Here is a 15,826-nt window from a genome sequence, read left to right as displayed (position 1 = left end):
CCTCGGTGCGCAGCCGTACGCATCCGTATGCGTCTGAAGCCGTACATATCTATGGATGGGGAACCCATGAGCACGTTCTTGAGAGTGGCGGGGGCGGCGGCGAGCGCCGTGGCGCTGGCGGTCGGCGCGACCGCGTGCGGCGGCGAGAGCCTGGAGAAGTCCGGCGGAGGCGACGGCTCCGGCAAGCCCGGCAAGGAGGGCTCGCTGGTGATCGGGACGGCCTCGTTCGCCGAGTCGAAGATCCTCGCGGAGCTGTACGCGGGACTGTTGGAGGACGCCGGTTACTCGACCTCCCTCAAGACGGTGGACACCCGCGAACTGTATGAACCGGCCCTGGAGAAGGGTCAGATGGATGTCGTACCGGAGTACGCGGCGACGCTCGCCGAATTCCTCAACCAGAAGAAGAACGGGCCGAATGCCAAGCCCGTGGCCTCCTCCGACGCGGACGACACGGTGAAGGCGCTGAAGAAGCTCGCCGAGCCGCGCGGGCTGAAGGTGCTCGACGTCGGCAAGGCGGTCGACCAGAACGCCTTCGCGGTGAGCGAGAAGTTCGCCGAGGAGCACAACCTCAAGACGCTCTCCGATCTGGGGAAGTCCGGGCAGAAGGTCAAGCTGGCGGCGGGCGACGAATGCCCGAAGCGGCCGTTCTGCCAGCCCGGTCTGGAGAAGCGCTACGGCATCGACATCGCGGGCATCGACCCGTTGGACATCGGCAGCGTGCAGGCCAAGCAGGCGGTCAAGGACGGCAAGGACCAGATGGTCCTGACCACCACCACGGACGCCACGCTCGACCAGTTCGGGCTTGTCCTGCTCGACGACGACAAAAATCTCCAGAATGCCGACAACGTACTTCCCGTCGTGAATGCGAAGTCCGCCGGTTCACCCAAGATCGAAAACGCGCTGAACAAGCTCGGCCGCGTACTCACCACGGCCGATCTCACCGAACTCAACAAGAAAGTTGACGCCGAGCGGCTCAAGCCCTCCGATGTCGCGGCCGACTACCTCAAGGAGAAGGGTCTGGTGAAGTAGTTTGCCAACGGATTCACAACGGATGTGGCCTGCCGACCCCCCAAACGGGCCGTACGCACGGTAAGTTTCGGCCCATGCCACGTGGACGCCACCGCCAATCCCCACCCCTGCACAGGCTACTTCCCCCTCTGTCGGTTGCAGCCGCGTCAATAACCTGCGCCGCCGGTGCCTGGCTGGTCGGCGATACGGTTGTGATCCGTGGACTCGCCGCGACCGCGGCCACCGCCGCGGTCGTCGGCTCGGTCCTGACGCGCCGTTGGGACCGCGCGGCCGGCCGCCGGGTCGCGGAGGCCGCGAGTGAGACCGCCCGCCAGGAGATGAAGTACGAGGAGCGGATCGCGGAGCTGGAGGCCGACGCAGAGAAGGCCGCCGAGCTGCGCACCGCGCTCAACACCCGGCTCCGCGCCAAGCGGGCCGAACTCGCCCGGCTGCGCAACGAGCACGCCGAGCTGCTGCGCCGCTACGCCACGGCCGAGACCGAGCGCGCCAGCGCCCTGGAGGGGCGCCGCAGGCTCGCCCTGGAGGCCGCGGTTCCGTCGAAGGAGCTGACCGCGGGGGAGCCGTCCGGCGAGACCGTCGCGGACGCCGAGTCGGCGGAGTCGGCGGAATCCGTCGGTGACGGTCTCGACCTCAGCGCGTACGCACGCGCCGACGAGGCGCTGAGCCGTCTCGTCGCCAGCGCGCGCCAGCAGCGGGAGCGAGCCGAAGCGGAGTCCCGTGCCCTGGCGGCCGAGCAGGAGAAGGCCGAGGCCGAGGCCAGGGAGCAGGAGAAAGCGGAAGCGACGGACAGCAAGGCCGGGAGAACGGCCGCGGACCCGGACGAGGACGGTGCAGCCGTCCCGGGGAAGCGCCCGGCGGCCGACGAGCGTGACGGCCCGGACAGCTCCCCGGTGCCGCCTCCGCACGCCCGTACGGCCGCCTCCGCCGTGGTGCCGTATGCCGCGGCACGCCGGGCCGCCTCCCGTTCGGAGAGCGGTTTCGACTACTTCGGCACCCAGAAGAACCCGCCGAAGCAGCAGGAGCCCGAGCCGGAGGCCGAGGAGGACCTCGCCGACGTGATCGGCGCGGAAACCCTCGCCGAGACCCGCAAGGGCGCGGTGGGCGAGGTCATCGACCTGACCGCGCACGAGGAGAACGAGCCCATCGGGATCGAGGAGCTGCGCAGCGCGATCTCGTAGGGCCCGGCGCCTGACGGCCCGGCGCCTGCTTGTCGATTACTTGTCGATGTCGCCGACGACGAAGAACAGCGATCCCAGGATCGCCACCATGTCGGCGACGAGCGTGCCCGGCAGAAGCTCCGTGAGCGCCTGGATGTTGTTGAACGAGGCCGAGCGGAGCTTCAGCCGGTACGGCGTCTTCTCGCCCTTCGAGACGAGGTAGTAGCCGTTGAGGCCGAGCGGGTTCTCGGTCCACGCGTAGGTGTGGCCCTCGGGAGCCTTGAGCACCTTCGGCAGCCGCTGGTTGATCGGCCCCGGCGGAAGCTCGGCGAGCCGGTCCAGACAGGCGTCGGCGAGCGCCAGCGAGTTGTGCGTCTGCTCCAGCAGGCATTCGAAGCGGGCGAGGCAGTCGCCCTCCTCGCGCACGACGACCTTGAGGGTGTCCTGTAGGTCTCCGTACGCCAGATACGGCTCGTCGCGCCGCAGGTCGAAGTCCACGCCCGAGGCGCGGGCGATGGGGCCGCTGACCCCGTAGGCGTGCACGGCCTCCGCGGACAGGACGCCCACCCCGCGGGTGCGCCCCCGGAAGATCTCGTTGCCGAGCACGAGCCCGTCGTACACGTCCATCCGCGACCGCACCTCGGCCACGGCCGCCCGCGCCCGGCCGAGCCAGCCCGCCGGCAGGTCCTCCTTGAGCCCGCCGACCCGGTTGAACATGTAGTGCATCCGGCCGCCGGAGATCTCCTCCATCACGTGCTGGAGGTCCTCGCGCTCCCGGAACGCGTGGAAGATCGGCGTGATGCCGCCCAGCTCCAGGGGGTACGACCCGAGGAACATCAGATGGTTGAGCACCCGATTCAGCTCGGCCAGCAGCGTACGCACCCATACGGCGCGCTCCGGGACCTCCATCCCGAGCATCCGCTCGACGGCGAGGACGACGCCCAGCTCGTTGGAGAAGGCGGACAGCCAGTCGTGGCGGTTGGCGAGCATGATGATCTGGCGGTAGTCGCGCGCCTCGAACAGCTTCTCGGCGCCGCGGTGCATGTACCCGATCACCGGCTCCGCGTGCTGGACGCGTTCCCCGTCGACCACCAGCCGGAGCCGCAGCACGCCGTGGGTGGACGGGTGCTGCGGGCCGATGTTCAGCACCATGTCGGTGCTTTCCGCCGCGCCGCCGATGCCGACTGTCGTCTCCGTCATGGGAACAGTTTGTCTCGACACCCGCCCCGCCCAGAAACCGGGTCCAGCCCCTGGACCAGCACGCCGGACCCCCTAGACGAGTAAGTCCGAAGGCTTGGTCAGTGGTCGTAGGCGATCAGTGATCGGGTGATGGATCGGCCTGTGGCGCGGTTGTGCCAGATCGCGGCCGTCATGGCCAGGATCCGTTGTCCGACACGGGCGAGGACGCCGGCGGGGGTTCTCGCTCCGTGGCGCTCGAGGTCGAGCTGGCCCTTGAGGGTGTCGTTCACCGACTCGATGAGCTGGCGGATGGGCTTGAGCAGGTATTCGCCGGGCCGCGGCTTGTGGGAGCGGTAGCTGGGCCGCAGGAGGGTCAGGCCGTGCTCGGCCAGGAAAGCGTCGAGGTGCTTGGACACGTAGCCCTTGTCACCGATGATCGTCTGCCCGGGGTGTGTGGCCAGCAGGTCTTGGTCGCCGGTGAGCATGTCGGCCAGCACCTCGCGTTCGTCGATTTTGGGGTTGGCCAGGGCCCAGGCGATCGGCAGGCCGCCGGGCGTGCACACAAGGTGGAGCCGCAGGCCCCAGAAGAACCGGGAGTGGGAGGGGCAGTAGCCGTACCCGGCCCAGCCGGCCAGGTCGGAACGCTTCACGGTGGGCCGTGAGCGGGCGCACTCCACCGGTGTGGAGTCCACGATCCACACGTCGTCGTGCCACAGGTCGCTGTCGCGGGCGAGTGTGCGGATGAATGTGCTGATCAGCGTGTTCCCGGCTCGCAGGCGCTTGTTGTAGCCGGACTGTCCGGGCAGGTAGGGAAACTCGGCGGCCAGGTGGGCGCGTGCGAAGCGCAGCCATCGGGCTTCGGAGACGAAGCCGAGCAGGGCCTGCATGACCGCGAGGGTCAACAGCTCGGCGTCCGTCAGTCTGGGTGGGCGGCCCCATCGCCGCGTTCCTGCCAGAGCGTCATCGATCTTCACGTACAGTGCTGTCGCGAGGGTCTCGAGGTTTGTCGTCACAAACGAACCAACGAGACCCTCGCTTCATGCGCCCGGAGACTTCGGACTTACTCGTCTAGGGCAGGAGGGACCCGTACGGCAGGCCCACCGGCTGGGCCAGCCAGCGGAAGCCGCCCAGGCCCGCCGGGTCCAGCAGCTCCGCCGCCTCGCCCGCCGCGCTCAGGGCCCGTACGTAGGCGGCCGGGTCCGTCGAGGCCAGGGCGAGCGGCGGGCGACCCCCGTCGAGGCCCAGGTGGCGCAGCGCGTCGCGCTGGGGGATCAGACGGGCGTCCGTCCCGGCCGCGCACGCGTCCAGCGCCACGTGTGCCGTGAGATCGCAGGAGCCGTCCGGCACCGGCCGCACCTCGCGCCCGTCCCGGAAGCCGGCCAGCGTGCCGAAGGGCGGCCGGGCGGCGCGCTCGTGGCCGTAGTCCACGGCGACCGCGAGCCCGGCCCCCACGCACCGCACGGCCTCCGCCCAGGCCGCGTCGCGCGGCCGCCCGATCTCGGCCCGCAGCCCCGGCTCGGCGCCCGCCAGCGGCCACCACCGGGCCAGCCACTCCGCGTCCTCGCCGGTCACCTCGGCGCCCAGGCGTTCGGCGCCGTCGGCCGCCGAGACCTCGACCCGGCGCGGGACGCCGTCCGGGTCCGTCTCGGCGACGTCGACGGGGACGTTGTCCAGCCACTCGTTGGCGAACAGCAGCCCCGTGAACCCCTCCGGCGCCGTCTCCCGCCACTCCACCCGCCCGTCGAGCCCGTCCGGCCGTGCCGCCCGCTCGACCGCGTACGGCCGCAGCCGCGCGGCCAGCCCGTGCGGCAGACCGGCGGCCGCCGCCAGCACCCCGGCCAGCAGTTCGCCGCGCCCCGCGCCCAGGTCCACCAGCGCCAGCTCCGGCGGCCGCCCCAGCGCCTCGTCCACCCGCCGCAGCAGCTCCGTGACCGCCCGCGCGTACAGCGGTGAGGCATGCACCGACGTGCGGAAGTGACCGGCCGGTCCCTCCGCCCGCCGGAAGAAGCCGTCCGTCCCGTACAGCGCCCGTTCGGCGGCTTCCCGCCACCCGCACCATTCCTGCTGTTCACTCGCCACCTCCCCACGCTAAATCGGAGCGGCATCCACCTTGGGGAGTAGGGCGGGGCGGTACGGATCGCCCCTCGGGCTGACCCGCCCGGGTATCCGCACTGCCTACTCTGGGTGACGTGCAGCGCCTCTACGACTTCCTCCGCAGCCATCCGACAGGGGTGGACACCTTCTGGGGCGTCCTCCTCTTCGGCTGCGGTCTCCTCTGGTTCGTACAGGCGACCCCGGGCTATGAGCCACCGCTCGCGGCCGTGCCGATCACGCTGGCGCTGTGCGCGGCCGTCGCGCTGCGCCGCCGCGCCCCCGCGGCGATGCTGTGGCTGGCCATCGCGTGCGGCCTCGCCCAGCTCGCGCTGGACGTCAGGATCAACATCGTCGACTTCGCGATGCTGGTGATCGTCTACACCGTCGCGTGCACCGGCGGACGGCGCACCTCCCGGCTGGCCCTGGGCGCCGCGATCTGCGCACCGTCGCTCGCCACCCTCCGCTGGCCCGCCGAACACGAGTCCTCGGGGGAGGCCGCCGTCTCGACGGTCTTCGTCACCATCCCCTTCGTCCTGGCCTGGGTGCTCGGCGACTCGATCCGCACCCGCCGCGCCTACTACGCCCAGCTGGAGGAGCGCGCCTCCCGGCTGGAGAAGGAGCGCGAGGCGCAGTCGAAGGTCGCGGTCGCCGCCGAACGCGCCCGGATCGCGCGCGAACTGCACGATGTCGTCGCGCACAACGTGTCGGTGATGGTCGTTCAGGCGGACGGCGCCGCGTACGTCCTCGACGCCTCCCCGGACCAGGCCCGGCAGGCGCTGGAGACGATCTCCGGCACCGGCCGCCAGGCCCTCGCCGAGATGCGGCGGCTGCTGGGCGTGCTGCGCACCGGGGAACCGGGGGAGGCCAGCGACTACGTCCCGCAGCCGGACGTCGAGCAGATCGACGAACTGGTCGAGCAGGCGCGCGGCTCCGGTCTCCCGGTGGACTTCAAGGTCGTCGGCAGCCCGCGCCAGCTGCCCAGCGGCGTGGAGCTGACCGCGTACCGCATCGTGCAGGAAGCGCTCACCAACACCCGTAAGCACGGCGGCCCCGACGTCGGCGCCAGCGTCCGCATCACCTACTTCGACGACGGGCTCGGCCTGCTGGTCGAGGACGACGGCCGGGGCGCCCAGCGCGAGTTGTACGAGGACGGCGGCGCCGACGGCAGCGGCCACGGGCTGATCGGGATGCGCGAGCGCGTCGGCATGGTGGGTGGCACGCTCGACGCGGGCCCCCGCCCGGGCGGCGGCTTCCGCATCAGCGCGCTGCTGCCGCTGAAACCGGCGGGGTGAGCCGCGGACAGCGGCGCGTACGTAGGGGGTGAGCGCCGCACGGGGCGCGCGCCGAGGAAGCCGAGGGAAGGGACCGACCGGATGTCGATCCGCGTCATGCTCGTCGATGACCAGGTGCTGCTGCGCACCGGTTTCCGCATGGTGCTCGCCGCCCAGCCCGACATGGAGGTCGTCGCCGAGGCGGGCGACGGGCTGGAGGCGCTGGAGGCGGTGCGCTCCGCCGAGGTGGACGTCGTCCTGATGGACGTCAGGATGCCGAAGCTGGACGGAGTGGAGGCGACCCGGCGCATCTGCGAGCGCGACGGGGCGCCGCGCGTACTCATCCTGACCACCTTCGACCTGGACGAGTACGCCTTCTCCGCCCTCAAGGCGGGCGCGAGCGGCTTCATGCTCAAGGACGTGCCACCGGGCGAACTGCTCGCCGCGATCCGCGCCGTCCACAGCGGTGACGCGGTCGTCGCCCCCAGCACCACGCGCCGACTCCTGAACCGCTTCGCCCCGATGCTCCCGGGCACCGCCGGCGGCGGCATCGGCGGCCGATCCGGCACGGCGGCCCGCCCCGAGCTGGAACGGCTCACCGAGCGCGAGCGCGAGGTGATGATGCTCGTCGCCCAGGGCCTGTCGAACGGCGAGATAGCGGGCCGCCTGGTGCTGTCCGAGGCGACCGTGAAGACCCATGTGGGCCGCATCCTCACCAAGCTGGAACTCCGTGACCGGGTGCAGGTGGTGGTGATGGCCTACGAAACAGGTCTGGTCCGCGCAGGCGGCCCACCCCGCTGACCCCAACACCACGGGGACGGGCGGCCTTCCGCGACGGGCGCTGGGGCGCGGCCCCGCTCCCGGGGCGCGCGGGCCACCACCCACGCGTCGGGCCACGGCGGCGGGGCCGGGCTCTCTGCGATGGCGGCGCCTGCGCGGGGTGCTGGGGCGGAGCCCCGCGGTCGGGGGGGCCGGGGGTTCCCCCCCCGGTTTCGGGGAGGGGCGGGGTGGGGAAATCCCCGGCGCGCCGCCGCGCCCTACCGCAGGACGCCCTCCAGGAAGTCGCTCCCCAGGCGCGCCACCGTCGCCAACTCCAGCTGGTGCAGGACGTACCGCCCGCGCCGCCGGGTGTGGAGAAGTCCGGCCTTCTTCAGGACGGCGATGTGCCGGGAGACCTCCGGCGGCGTGATGGCGTACGCCTCGGCCAGCTCACCCGTGGTGTGCGGCCCCCGGGCCAGCGTGCGGCAGATGCGCATCCGCATCGGGTGGGCGAGAGCCTCCAGGCGCTGCTGGACGAGTTGCAGGGCGGCGGGCGGGGTGAGTTCGGGCCCGGCGACGGGGTACTGGATCACCGGGTGCCAGCCCGGCGCGTGAACCAGCAGCAGATGCGGCCAGCCGAAGGTCGTCGGGATGAGGGTCAGCCCGCTCCCGTGCGCCGTCGTACGCCCCGCCGCCAGCTTGTCGACCAGGACGCGCGACCGCCCGTCCGCCCCCTGCTCCAGCGACAGCGCGGCCGACGTCGCCGTCAGTGCCTCCTCGAGCCCCTTGCGCTGGAGCAGCTCGCCCTTGTGGCGGGCGTCGGCGGCCAGTTGGACCCGTACCCGCTGCCAGGTGTCCGCGAAGAACGCCTGATGGCAGTCCTCCAGCAGGCGCCGCAGCCACACCCGCAGCCCGTCCGGGTCCACCAGCATGCGGTCCACGAACGCCAGTTGCCGCGGTCCGCGGGCCGCGGCCATGTCCCGGACCCGGTCCCGCTCGTCCCGGTCGACCAGGGGCGACGGCGTCGGCCGGTCGTACGAGGCGGAGCAGCTGATCTCGAACGCGGCCGCCACGAACGCCTCGTCGTCGATGCGGTCCAGCGCGTCCAGCTCCTCCGCGAGCGTCGCCCCGGGGGCGGACGGCAGCAGCAGGTCGGAGCGGGCCGTGCCCCACAGGAAGTCCGCCTCGCACAGCCGGTCGGCGAGATCCGGCTTGAGGGAGGCGGCGGTCGCGGTGGCCCAGCCGTGCTGCCCGGGGTGGTGACCGGGCTCGGACAGCACGTGCAGTGCGGCGCCCAGTTCCGCGAGCGGTGACGGGCTGAAGATGATGCGCTCGGGCGACAGCCCGGTGATGTCCACGACATTGGCCATGCCCCCATGGTGCGGCAGCCCGCGCCGCGCCCCGACCTCGTTTGACGGCGATCGTCAATCGAGGTGACGGGCGGCGGCGGGCGGTCCGACGCTCTTTCCATGTCCGTCACTCAGCAGTACGCACTCGACCTGTACCGGGCCGCCCAGCGTGGCGAGCCCGCCCCGCCCGCCCCCGGCCGGGACGACTGGCGCACGCTCCGGGCGCTGCGCGAGTACCGCGACTTCCAGGCCGTGATCGAGGAACGCCCGGCCCGGCGCCGCGGCAGCGCCCTGCGGCGGGCACTGCGAGCGGTGAGGGCACGGGCGGTCCAGGCCGTACGCCCCGCGCGGCCCGTACGTGCCGCAGGGGAGTGGCCGACCGGTGCGGCCCGGCAACCGGCCGCCGGGTCAGTCGCCGGGCCGGGCGGGGACGCGTCCTGCCGCCCGGTCACGGACCCGTCCTCATGCCCGACCACCGGCTGACCCCGCAGGACCGCCGGGCCGCGCCCGGCCTGCGGCCGATTGCGCCGAGCAGCGTGCAGCACGCGGCGCATGCCTGCCCCCTGTTGGCGCGCCGCTCCGGCACGTGCGGGCCCGCCCGCCGCGTGCCCGGCGGTCAGCCGTCACCTTCGCCGTCCTCGGCCAGCACCGCCCGCACCCGCGTGAGGAACGCGGCGACCGCCTCGGTCACCTCCTCCGCCGTCCAGTCCAGCGCGGGTGCGGCCACCGTCACCTCGGACACGGCCAGACCGGGCGGCCCCGGCTCCGACCAGCGCCGGAACAGCGTCGTGCGGGTCTCCTCGGCCAGCCGTATCCCCGCCTCGTCCAGCACCCGCGCCGGATACGGCAGCCACACCTGGAACTGATGGGTGTGCGGGACCTCCGGGTGCACCCGGGACCAGGCCACCCCGGCCGCCGTGAACGCCTCGCGCATCGCCCGCGCCACGACCGCCGCATGGGCCACGTACGACGGCAGCCGCGGCAGTTCGCGGTCCAGACCGGCCAGGGCGGCGAGCGCCGTGGGCCACTGTTGGAACAGCTGGCCGCCGTACCGGTGGCGCCATGCCGCCGCCTCCGCGATCAGCGTCTCCGGGCCCGCCAGCGCGGCCCCCGCGATGCCGCCGAGCGACTTGTAGAAGGACACGTACACCGTGTCCGCGAGGGCGGCGATCTCCGGGAGCCCGCGCCCGAAGTGCGTGGTGCTCTCCCACAGCCGGGCCCCGTCGAAGTGGACCACCGCCTCCCGCTCCCTGGCGGCCGCCACGACGGCGACCAGGTCGTCCCACTCCGGCAGCACGAAGCCCGCGTCGCGCAGCGGCAGTTCGAGGGCGATCGTGCCGAAGGGCTCGTCCAGGTCGCGGATCTCGTCGGCGGTGGGCAGCCGCGGTTGGGTGGTGGGCCGCACCGCGCGCAGCCCGCTCACCGTCAGATACGCGTCCCGCTCGTGCACCTCCAGATGGGCCAGCGGATGGACGGCCACCACCGGGTTGCCGGTGCGCCCGGCCCAGGCGCGCAGCGCGACCTGCTGGGCCATGGTGCCGGTGGGGAAGAAGGCCGCGGCCTCCATGCCGAGCAGGTCGGCGACCCGCCGCTCCAGCCTTTCGACCACCCCGTCCCCGTACACGTCCACCCAGTCGTCGTGGGCGCCGTCGAGGTCCGGGGCGACGGCGGTCAGGTCCGCCAGCCGCTCGCCGATCCGCTGCTCCGCCGGGTCCCACGCCAGGGCCCGCCCGGAGCCGCGCCAGGCCGCGCGTCTGCGCGCCCGCGCGGCCTGTTCCGCCCCGTCTTCCGCCCCGTCTTCCGCCCCGTCTTCCGTGCCGTCGTCCGCACTGTCTTCCGTGCCGTCGGCCTGTTCTGCCCCCTCCAGCTCATCCACCACGCCCACCTCATCTGCCCCGTCCGCCGCGTCCACCACATCCCCCTTGTCCGCCATGACCCGATGATGACGCATGGGCAGCTCACCCCCGGAGTTATCCACAGGCCGCGTTGTCCAGCGGCGTTATCCACAGGCGCAGGGACGCGCCCCGGCCCGAGCGGAGCACTCGCGTAGCATGGCGGGGAATCGTCCGGTACCCCCTGAGGACTGGAACGGAAGGCCGCAGTCGCGTGAACGCACATCCACTTCCCGAGCCGCGGGACCGCCCGGCCCGGCTGACCGTCGGCGTCGTCGGCGCCGGTCGCGTCGGCCCGGCGCTCGCCGCCTCGCTGCGGCTGGCCGGACACCGGCCCGTCGCCGCCTCCGGCGTCTCCGACGCCTCCGTGAGCCGGGCCGCCGCCCTGCTCCCCGAGGTTCCGATCGTCCCGCCCGCCGAGGTGCTGGCGCGGGCCGAGCTGGTGCTGCTCACCGTCCCCGACGACGCCCTGCCCGAGCTGGTGGCGGGCCTCGCCGAGACCGGTGCGGTGCGCCCCGGCCAGCTGCTGGTGCACACCTCCGGCCGCTTCGGCACCGCCGTGCTGGAGCCCGCCCTGCGGGCCGGTGCGCTGCCGCTCGCGCTGCATCCCGTGATGACCTTCACCGGCACCCCGGTCGACGTCCAGCGGCTCGCGGGCTGCTCCTTCGGCGTCACCGCGCCCGAGGAGCTGCGGCTGGCGGCCGAGGCGCTGGTCATCGAGATGGGCGGCGAGCCCGAGTGGGTCGCGGAGGAGTCCCGTCCGCTGTATCACGCGGCCCTCGCCATCGGCGCCAACCACCTGGTCACCCTGGTCGCCCAGGCCATGGAGCTGCTGCGCGCGTCCGGGGTCGAGGCGCCCGACCGGATGCTCGGCCCGCTGCTCGGCGCCGCGCTCGACAACTCGCTGCGCAGCGGCGACGCCGCGCTCACCGGTCCGGTCGCGCGCGGCGACGCGGGCACGGTCGCCGCGCATGTCCAGGAGCTGCGGCGGCACGCTCCGCAGGCCGTCGCCGGATATCTCGCGATGGCCCGTGCCACGGCGGACCGGGCGCTCGCGCACGGGATGCTCAAGCCGGAGCTGGCGGAGAACCTGCTGGGCGTTCTGTCGGATGTCTCGGATGCCCGGGGCCGGGGAGGAGCGGGATCGTGAGCCCGAAGCTGTGGACCAGGCCGAGCCCCGGTGAGCCGGACGTCGAGCTGTTCGCGCGCCGCGCGGACTTCGACGCGGCGCTGGCGCACTTCGCCGTGCCGGGGCGTACGGCCGTCGTCATGACCATGGGCGCGCTGCACGACGGGCATGCGTCGCTGATCCGCGCCGCGCGCGCCCGGGTCGGCGCCAAGGGCCTCGTCACCGTCACGGTCTTCGTCAACCCGCTCCAGTTCGGCGCGGGCGAGGACCTGGACCGCTATCCGCGCACGCTCGACGCCGACCTGGAGGTCGCGGCCGCCGCCGGGGCGGACATCGTCTTCGCCCCCTCCGCCGAGGAGGTGTACGGGAGCGGCGAGCCGCGGATACGGCTGTCCGCCGGGGCCATGGGCGAGGGGTACGAGGGCGCCTCCCGACCCGGCCACTTCGACGGGGTGCTCACCGTGGTCGCCAAGCTGCTCCACCTCACCCGCCCGGACTTCGCCTTCTTCGGCGAGAAGGACGCGCAGCAGCTCGTGCTGGTCCGCCGGATGGTGCACGACCTGGACTTCCCGATGGAGATCGTCGGCGTCCCCACGGTCCGGGAGGGCGACGGGCTCGCCCTCTCCAGCCGTAACCGCTACCTGTCCGCGCAGGAGCGGGACACCGCGCTGGCCCTGTCCCGGGCGCTGTTCGCGGGGCGGGACGCGGGACTGGCGGCGGCGCGGTCCGCCGGGAGCCCCGGCGGCGGGGACACGGGCGGCCTCGTCCAGGTCGGCTCGCCCGGCGCGGTGCGGGCCGCGGCGCGCGCGGTGCTGGCGGAAGCGGCCCGGCTCGAACCCCCGCTCGTCCTCGACTACCTGGACGTGATCGACCCGGAGAGCTTCACCGAGGCACCCGAGGACCACACCGGCGAAGCCGTCCTGGCCGTCGCCGCCAAGGTCGGCTCCACGCGGCTGATCGACAACATCCGGCTGTGGTTCGGAGCGGGCCGGTGAGCGGGCGCATGAGCCAACCGGCGAACGAGCGGATGAACGAGCCGACGAACGAGCCGACGAATGAGCCGATGAACGAGCCGCAGCACGGGTCGGCAAGCGGGCCCTCCGGCGCCCTGCCCCCGGCCACCGCCGCCCTGGCCACCGCCCTGCGCGCCCCCGCGCCCGGCTGGGCCACCGAGGCCGACGTCGTGGTCGTCGGCTCGGGCGTCGCGGGCCTGACCGTGGCGCTGCGCTGCGCCGCCGCCGGGGCGAAGGTCACCGTCGTCACCAAGGCCCGCCTCGACGACGGCTCCACGCGCTGGGCCCAGGGCGGCATAGCCGCCGCCCTCGGCGAGGGCGACACCCCCGGGCAGCATCTCGACGACACACTCGTCGCGGGCGCCGGGCTGTGCGACGAGCAGGCCGTGCGGATGCTGGTCACCGAGGGCCCCGACGCCGTGCGCAGGCTCATCGCCACCGGCGCCCGCTTCGACGCCGACGACGACACCGGCGAGATCCTGCTGACCCGCGAGGGCGGCCACCACCGCAGCCGCATCGCCCACGCGGGCGGCGACGCGACCGGCGCGGAGATCTCCCGCGCCCTGGTCGACGCGGTGCGCGCGGCCGGGATCGACACCGTCGAGAACGCGCTCGTGCTCGACCTCCTCAAGGACGCCTCCGGCCGCGCCGCGGGCGTCACCCTGCACGTCATGGGCGAGGGCGCGCGCGACGGGGTGGGCGCGGTGCACGCGGGCGCGGTCGTCCTCGCGACGGGCGGCATGGGCCAGGTCTTCTCCGCGACCACCAACCCCGCCGTCTCCACGGGCGACGGCGTCGCCCTCGCGCTGCGCGCCGGGGCGGAGGTGAGCGACCTGGAGTTCGTCCAGTTCCACCCCACGGTGCTGTGGCTCGGCCCGGAGGCCGAGGGGCAGCAGCCGCTGGTCTCCGAGGCGGTGCGGGGCGAGGGCGCCCATCTCGTGGACGCGGACGGGGTGCGCTTCATGGTGGGGCAGCACGAGCTGGCCGAGCTGGCGCCCCGCGACATCGTCGCCAAGGGCATCATGCGGCGGATGCGGGAGCAGGGCGCCGAGCACATGTACCTGGACGCCCGCCACTTCGGCGCCCGGATGTGGGAGCACCGCTTCCCGACGATCCTGGCCGCCTGCCGGGCCCACGGCATCGACCCGGTCACCCAGCCGATCCCGGTGGCCCCCGCCGCGCACTACGCCAGCGGCGGGGTGTGGACGGACCTGCGGGGGCGTACGACGGTGCCGGGGCTGTACGCGTGCGGGGAGACGGCCTGCACGGGAGTGCACGGCGCGAACCGACTGGCGTCCAACTCGCTGCTGGAGGGCCTGGTCTTCGCCGAGCGCATCGCGGCGGACATCGCCGAACGGCCCTCCATACCGGGCCCGATACCGGGTCCCACACCGGGTCCCGCGCCGGAGCCCGCACCGCGGGGCGCGGCCACCGGCGCGTCGGCCCGGGGCGGGGGAGGGGCCCTGCTCGCCCCCGAGGCCCGGTACGCCGTCCAGCGCATCATGACCACCGGCGCCGGTGTCCTCCGCTCCGCCGAAAGCCTCGCCCGGGCCGCCGGGCAGCTGGACCGCGTCCAGGAGGACGCCGTCGAGACGCTGCACCGCGACGGCAAGACGGCCGAGCCCGGCGTCGAGACCTGGGAGGCGACGAACCTCCTCCTCGTCGCCCGGGTCCTGGTGGCCGCCGCGCTCCGGCGCGAGGAGACCCGCGGCTGCCACTGGCGGGAGGACCGCCCCGACCGGGACGACGCGGCGTGGCAGCGGCATCTCCTGGTCACGCTCGGCCCCGACGGCTCGCTCGACGTCCGTACGACGGACTCCGCGGCGTTCCCCTCACCCACCACCCGACCCGAGACGGAGTCCCACCCGTGAGCAGCACCTCCGACGACCGCCAGCAGAGCCCGCCCCAGCCCGCGGCCCTTCCGCTGCTCCAGATCGGCGTCCCGGGCGGCGGCGAGGGCGGCGGCTGCGGCAGCGCCTGCGGCTGCGGCAGCGGCGCCGACGACGGCGCGTACGGGCTCGACCCGATGGAGTGCGGCCTCGACCCCGACCTGGCCCGGCTGCTGGCCGCGGCCGGGCTCGACCCCGTACAGGTCGAGGACATCGCGCACATGGCGATCGAGGAGGACCTCGACCAGGGCGTGGACGTGACGACGGTCGCCACCGTCCCCGAGGACGCCTTCGCCACCGGCGACTTCACCGCCCGTGAGGCGGGCACCGTGGCCGGGCTGCGGATCGCCGAGGCGATCCTGTCCGTCGTCTGCACGGACGAGTTCGAGGTCGAGCGGCACGTGGAGGACGGCGACCGGGTCGAGCCCGGCCAGAAGCTGCTGAGCGTCCGCACCCGGACCCGCGACCTGCTCACCGGCGAGCGCAGCGCGCTCAACCTGCTGTGCCGACTCTCCGGCATCGCGACCGCGACCCGCGCCTGGGCCGACGCCCTGGAGGGCACGAAGGCGAGCGTCCGCGACACCCGCAAGACGACGCCGGGGCTGCGTGCGCTGGAGAAGTACGCGGTGCGCTGCGGCGGCGGCGTCAACCACCGCATGTCGCTGTCGGACGCGGCGCTCGTCAAGGACAACCACGTGGTCGCGGCGGGCGGCGTGGCGCAGGCGTTCAGCGCCGTACGGGCCGAGTTCCCGGACCTGCCGATCGAGGTGGAGGTCGACACCCTGGACCAGATCCCGCCGGTCCTGGAGGCGGGCGCGGATCTGATCCTGCTGGACAACTTCACCCCGGAGCGCACCCGCGAGGCGGTCGACCTGGTCGCGGGCCGGGCCGCGCTGGAGTCCTCGGGCCGTCTGACGCTGGCCAACGCCCGTACGTACGCCGAGACGGGCGTCGACTACCTGGCGGTCGGCGCGCTCACCCACTCGTCCCCGATCCTGGACATCGGCCTGGACCTGCGCGAGACGGGGTGAACTGGCGATGCTGCTGACCATCGACGTGGGAAAC

Annotated in this window: 14 protein-coding genes; 9 read left to right on the top strand and 5 right to left on the bottom strand. The window is 73.6% G+C overall.

Translation table 11 applies throughout. The annotated features are described in order from the left end of the window. The first annotated feature begins 66 nt into the window (after window positions 1-66). Both HYQ63_RS20090 and HYQ63_RS20085 read left to right on the top strand, forming a co-directional pair. On the top strand, window positions 67-1,029 hold the full coding sequence (locus tag HYQ63_RS20090; protein WP_179935205.1) for an ABC transporter substrate-binding protein: 963 nt from the start codon (window positions 67-69) through the stop codon (window positions 1,027-1,029). A gap of 74 nt (window positions 1,030-1,103) precedes the next feature. Further along, window positions 1,104-2,207, top strand: coding sequence for a hypothetical protein (locus HYQ63_RS20085; RefSeq protein ID WP_179935204.1), 1,104 nt, complete (start codon window positions 1,104-1,106; stop codon window positions 2,205-2,207). A gap of 36 nt (window positions 2,208-2,243) precedes the next feature. Here the strand turns inward: HYQ63_RS20085 and HYQ63_RS20080 are convergent, their stop codons facing one another. From HYQ63_RS20080 to HYQ63_RS20070, 3 genes are all read right to left on the bottom strand, one after another. Further along, window positions 2,244-3,386, bottom strand: a complete 1,143-nt coding sequence (locus HYQ63_RS20080; RefSeq protein ID WP_179935203.1) for an NADH-quinone oxidoreductase subunit D — start codon at window positions 3,384-3,386, stop codon at window positions 2,244-2,246. Between the two features lie 98 nt (window positions 3,387-3,484). After that, a complete protein-coding gene (locus tag HYQ63_RS20075; RefSeq protein ID WP_179935202.1) occupies window positions 3,485-4,378 on the bottom strand; it encodes an IS982 family transposase in 894 nt (297 codons plus the stop codon). Window positions 4,379-4,433: 55 nt separating this feature from the next. Next, window positions 4,434-5,444, bottom strand: a complete 1,011-nt coding sequence (locus HYQ63_RS20070) for an SAM-dependent methyltransferase (protein WP_179935201.1) — start codon at window positions 5,442-5,444, stop codon at window positions 4,434-4,436. A 110-nt stretch (window positions 5,445-5,554) separates the two neighbouring features. Between HYQ63_RS20070 and HYQ63_RS20065 the strand changes: the two genes are divergently transcribed. Further along, the gene (locus tag HYQ63_RS20065) at window positions 5,555-6,751 is read left to right on the top strand and encodes a sensor histidine kinase (RefSeq protein ID WP_179935200.1); all 1,197 of its coding nucleotides are present in this window, start codon (window positions 5,555-5,557) and stop codon (window positions 6,749-6,751) included. Between the two features lie 81 nt (window positions 6,752-6,832). Beyond that, window positions 6,833-7,531: a response regulator transcription factor gene (locus HYQ63_RS20060; RefSeq protein ID WP_179935199.1), complete on the top strand. Its 699-nt coding sequence runs from the start codon at window positions 6,833-6,835 to the stop codon at window positions 7,529-7,531. A 236-nt stretch (window positions 7,532-7,767) separates the two neighbouring features. Here the strand turns inward: HYQ63_RS20060 and HYQ63_RS20055 are convergent, their stop codons facing one another. Further along, on the bottom strand, window positions 7,768-8,859 hold the full coding sequence (locus tag HYQ63_RS20055) for a DUF5937 family protein (protein WP_179935198.1): 1,092 nt from the start codon (window positions 8,857-8,859) through the stop codon (window positions 7,768-7,770). Between the two features lie 99 nt (window positions 8,860-8,958). Here HYQ63_RS20055 and HYQ63_RS20050 point away from each other — a divergent pair, with 99 nt between their 5' ends. Further along, the gene (locus HYQ63_RS20050; protein ID WP_179935197.1) at window positions 8,959-9,321 is read left to right on the top strand and encodes a hypothetical protein; all 363 of its coding nucleotides are present in this window, start codon (window positions 8,959-8,961) and stop codon (window positions 9,319-9,321) included. 133 nt (window positions 9,322-9,454) lie between these two features. Here the strand turns inward: HYQ63_RS20050 and HYQ63_RS20045 are convergent, their stop codons facing one another. Beyond that, window positions 9,455-10,771: a low specificity L-threonine aldolase gene (locus HYQ63_RS20045; RefSeq protein ID WP_179935196.1), complete on the bottom strand. Its 1,317-nt coding sequence runs from the start codon at window positions 10,769-10,771 to the stop codon at window positions 9,455-9,457. Window positions 10,772-10,944: 173 nt separating this feature from the next. On the opposite strand from HYQ63_RS20045, the gene HYQ63_RS20040 reads away from it, so the two are divergent. The 4 genes from HYQ63_RS20040 to nadC all read left to right on the top strand — a co-directional run bounded on the left by HYQ63_RS20040 (window position 10,945) and on the right by nadC (window position 15,792). Continuing rightward, complete coding sequence (locus tag HYQ63_RS20040; RefSeq protein ID WP_179935195.1) at window positions 10,945-11,880, top strand: Rossmann-like and DUF2520 domain-containing protein; 936 nt, start codon at window positions 10,945-10,947, stop codon at window positions 11,878-11,880. Next, window positions 11,877-12,854, top strand: a complete 978-nt coding sequence (panC, locus tag HYQ63_RS20035; protein ID WP_179935194.1) for a pantoate--beta-alanine ligase — start codon at window positions 11,877-11,879, stop codon at window positions 12,852-12,854. The genes HYQ63_RS20040 and panC overlap by 4 nt, the downstream gene beginning before the upstream one ends. Window positions 12,855-12,922: 68 nt before the next feature. Continuing rightward, on the top strand, window positions 12,923-14,743 hold the full coding sequence (locus HYQ63_RS20030) for an L-aspartate oxidase (RefSeq protein WP_179940317.1): 1,821 nt from the start codon (window positions 12,923-12,925) through the stop codon (window positions 14,741-14,743). Further along, entirely contained in the window at window positions 14,740-15,792 is a 1,053-nt protein-coding gene (gene nadC / locus HYQ63_RS20025; protein WP_179935193.1) for a carboxylating nicotinate-nucleotide diphosphorylase, read from the top strand. The genes HYQ63_RS20030 and nadC overlap by 4 nt, the downstream gene beginning before the upstream one ends. Window positions 15,793-15,826: the final 34 nt, after the last annotated feature.

Origin of the sequence: Streptomyces sp. Rer75, from assembly GCF_013414305.1 — a bacterium.
GTDB classification, from domain to species: domain Bacteria; phylum Actinomycetota; class Actinomycetes; order Streptomycetales; family Streptomycetaceae; genus Streptomyces; species Streptomyces himastatinicus.
This window is presented reverse-complemented; position numbering and strand designations above follow the sequence as displayed.

Bases quoted from the DNA above. Each gene is read 5' to 3' on its own strand.
- HYQ63_RS20060 (WP_179935199.1), top strand. From the start codon at position 6,833: ATGTCGATCCGCGTCATGCTCGTCGATGACCAGGTGCTGCTGCGCACC.
- HYQ63_RS20030 (WP_179940317.1), top strand. From the start codon at position 12,923: ATGAACGAGCCGCAGCACGGGTCGGCAAGCGGGCCCTCCGGCGCCCTG.
- HYQ63_RS20080 (WP_179935203.1), bottom strand. From the start codon at position 3,386: ATGACGGAGACGACAGTCGGCATCGGCGGCGCGGCGGAAAGCACCGAC.
- HYQ63_RS20090 (WP_179935205.1), top strand. From the start codon at position 67: ATGAGCACGTTCTTGAGAGTGGCGGGGGCGGCGGCGAGCGCCGTGGCG.
- HYQ63_RS20045 (WP_179935196.1), bottom strand. From the start codon at position 10,771: ATGGCGGACAAGGGGGATGTGGTGGACGCGGCGGACGGGGCAGATGAG.
- HYQ63_RS20055 (WP_179935198.1), bottom strand. From the start codon at position 8,859: ATGGCCAATGTCGTGGACATCACCGGGCTGTCGCCCGAGCGCATCATC.
- HYQ63_RS20050 (WP_179935197.1), top strand. From the start codon at position 8,959: ATGTCCGTCACTCAGCAGTACGCACTCGACCTGTACCGGGCCGCCCAG.
- HYQ63_RS20085 (WP_179935204.1), top strand. From the start codon at position 1,104: ATGCCACGTGGACGCCACCGCCAATCCCCACCCCTGCACAGGCTACTT.